Here is a 2,645-nt window from a genome sequence, read left to right as displayed (position 1 = left end):
ACCCTCAGCGCCGGGCAACTACCCCCACGTGGTCACCCTGAATGCCTCCGAACAGGTGAAAGACGCCTTCAAGAAATAGCAGCACCCCGTCGACTCAGGCGTTGAGCAGGAAATCAGTGGCCAGCCTGGGCGTACCTACCGCTGACTTATTCCTTTCGCTAGTTCCCAATGTTGGGTGCGCTTCGGCGTGAGCGCTCACTCTCGTCGTCGTGCACCCATTCCTGCGTACAGTCGCAGATCAAGTTGACGGCGATCTTGAACGCAAAGCCGGCCAGCATGAACCACAACAGCGGCCGCAGCCACTTCGGGCCCGGTGTAGGGCTCCCGCTTAGAGGTATTCACAGTCACCCGCTTCTTCTTGGCGTACGGTCCGACCACTGTGCGAACCATCGGCGGGTGGATGGTCCGTTGGATCGCAAGTGCCCGTCCTGGCGACTGGGAATCCCGTGATGCAGCATGGATTTATGCCCGCAGTTAGCGAGCTGGTCCACTGCACCGGTGGCCGTTGGATGGTCCGGCCGCCGGAGCGGTGCCCCAATGGCAGCTGAATTGAATAGGGTTCAAACTTTTCTCTGCGCATCGCGGCAGTTAGAAGCTGGTCTTAGCACGTGCATATGTCGGGTGCCGTGGCCCGCGACAATGACTAGCTGCGCGGCTGAGTAGCCGAAGTCCAGACCCGGCCATCGAAGTAGCGCACCGAATTGGGGTCGTTCTGGTCGGGGTACCAGCCCGGCGCTAGCCCGCTCGTCTGTATGGGTTGTTGCACGACAGGCTGGTGGTGCACGACGGGTGGTTCACGGGACGCCGGTGGCCCGGCCCTCGGCGTCAACAGCGCCCGCACCACCATTACGACCGCCGCGATAACAAGGATCAGGACCAGCAGCCAGACCAGCGAGTTCAGCGAGTTGAAAACGTTGGTCATCGTGGCACCTCTTTCTTATGTCGTCGAATGGCGCTGGGCACACACCACCGAACTTCAGGGTTCGGGCTTAGCCAGCTTGCGCGGCCGGATCGAAGCCGGGGTGCCGCGTTATTACTGCCACCGATTCGCGATGCAGCGTCGTGGGAACTTGCGGCTCAAACGCTTGCTCGCCGGTCACCACGATTTCTGGGCGGCAAAAGAAGCACACCTCCGGGCCGATCGTCGGGTAGCCGCACGCGGGACAGACATCGACGGTCACTCTCCCGCACCTCCTAGGGGCATATGTCTGGTGCACGCCGAGATACCCCGGTCCGAGGCCGTCCAAACGCGCCAACCGATACTGGCGGTCACTCTCGGCTTGGACCATCGACTTCTGCCAGCGGTCAGTTCGCGGCCCGATGCGTGGCTGTTGGCGAAAAATCGGGCTGTCCGCGGATCGATTCTTCGACAGGCCCGGGTTGTCAGGGCGACGGACACTGCCAAGTACGTCGCACGGCATCTCCAGCTAATCGTCGCGATTAGGCCCTGCGGCGGGATATGGCCGCGAAGTTTAAGGTGGACACCGGACAGGGTAGGCTTATTAGTCGCAACGTGGGGGAGTCAGCAAACTTTTTGGAGGAGCGGTGGACATCGTAATGGGTGTGTCGATGGCGCCTGAGAATGTCCGCATGGTGCTGGTTGAAGGGGAAAACGCCGAAGGCGCCACCGTCGAGGAAGACACCATACCCGTCAGCACAGACGGAAATAACCAGGAGCCGGCAACCTTGATCGCGCCGAATCAGGTCGTGTCGGCAATCCTGGGCACCCGGGAAAGCGCAACGCAGGGCGGTCACCAGCTCACCTCCACCGGAGTGACATGGACCGACCCGGTAGAGGCCGCGGCACTGCATGACCTGCTGGCCGCCCACAAGATGGAAAACGTCATGCTGGTCTCGGCTTTCCTGTCCGCGGCCGCGCTGACTCACACGGTCGGCAACGCGGTGGGTTACGACCACACCGCGCTGCTTTTCATCGAACCGGATACTGCGACCTTGGCGGTCGTCGATACCGCCGACGGCTCCGTCACCGATGTGCAGACGCGGCCGTTGCCGGCCGATGACGAAGCCGCCGTAGCAGCGCTCACCGAGATGGTCGCCGGCGCAGAGGTGTTGGATTCCCGACCGGATGGGATTTTCGTCGTCGGCTCCGATGTCGATGTCGCCAAGATCAAGCCGCAGTTGGAGGCGGCGACCTCGCTTTTGGTGAATGCACCCGACGAACCTGAGATGGCGTTGGCGCGCGGCGCGGCACTGGCCTCGGCGCATGCGCCGTTATTCGAATCGTCCACCGCCGCACAGGCTTACGCGCAAGTCGCGGGCGCAGGCGTCGTCGAGCCTGGCGCGCCTGCTGAGGCCACGATGGCTGCTCTCGGATATGCGGCCCATGTGCAGGGCCCCGCTGATTACGATGCCACCGAAATGACGCAAGCGCTGGCCTACAGCGCCGATCCGGACAGTGCGGCCAACGCCTATACCGCCGTCGCGGGCGCCGAAGGCGCCAGCCTGGCCGCCGCGGAGGCGGGCGACATCGGCGCCGAGGAGCAGCGCCCGGCCCGCAAGCCGTTCTTAGTGGCGCTGAGCGTGTTGACGATTTTCGTTGTCGGCGTCGCGGCCCTGGCGATTGCGCTCGCGCTCGATATTCGCCCGAAGGCCAACGACCGGCCCAACCTCGGCCAACGCATGGT

3 protein-coding genes are annotated in these 2,645 nt (G+C 63.4%); 1 reads left to right on the top strand and 2 read right to left on the bottom strand.

The window, feature by feature from the left end; translation table 11 throughout:
- Positions 1-643: 643 nt before the first annotated feature.
- Both ACFE99_RS24755 and ACFE99_RS24750 read right to left on the bottom strand, forming a co-directional pair.
- Positions 644-922: a DUF2510 domain-containing protein gene (locus ACFE99_RS24755; RefSeq protein WP_375489475.1), complete on the bottom strand. Its 279-nt coding sequence runs from the start codon at positions 920-922 to the stop codon at positions 644-646.
- Between the two features lie 67 nt (positions 923-989).
- Positions 990-1,181: a hypothetical protein gene (locus ACFE99_RS24750; RefSeq protein WP_375489473.1), complete on the bottom strand. Its 192-nt coding sequence runs from the start codon at positions 1,179-1,181 to the stop codon at positions 990-992.
- Positions 1,182-1,590: 409 nt separating this feature from the next.
- On the opposite strand from ACFE99_RS24750, the gene ACFE99_RS24745 reads away from it, so the two are divergent.
- Positions 1,591-2,645: hypothetical protein (locus ACFE99_RS24745; RefSeq protein ID WP_375489471.1), on the top strand; the 1,055-nt coding region annotated here is incomplete at its 3' end.

Origin of the sequence: uncultured Mycobacterium sp., assembly GCF_964249325.1 — a bacterium.
Classification (GTDB): domain Bacteria; phylum Actinomycetota; class Actinomycetes; order Mycobacteriales; family Mycobacteriaceae; genus Mycobacterium.
This window is presented reverse-complemented; position numbering and strand designations above follow the sequence as displayed.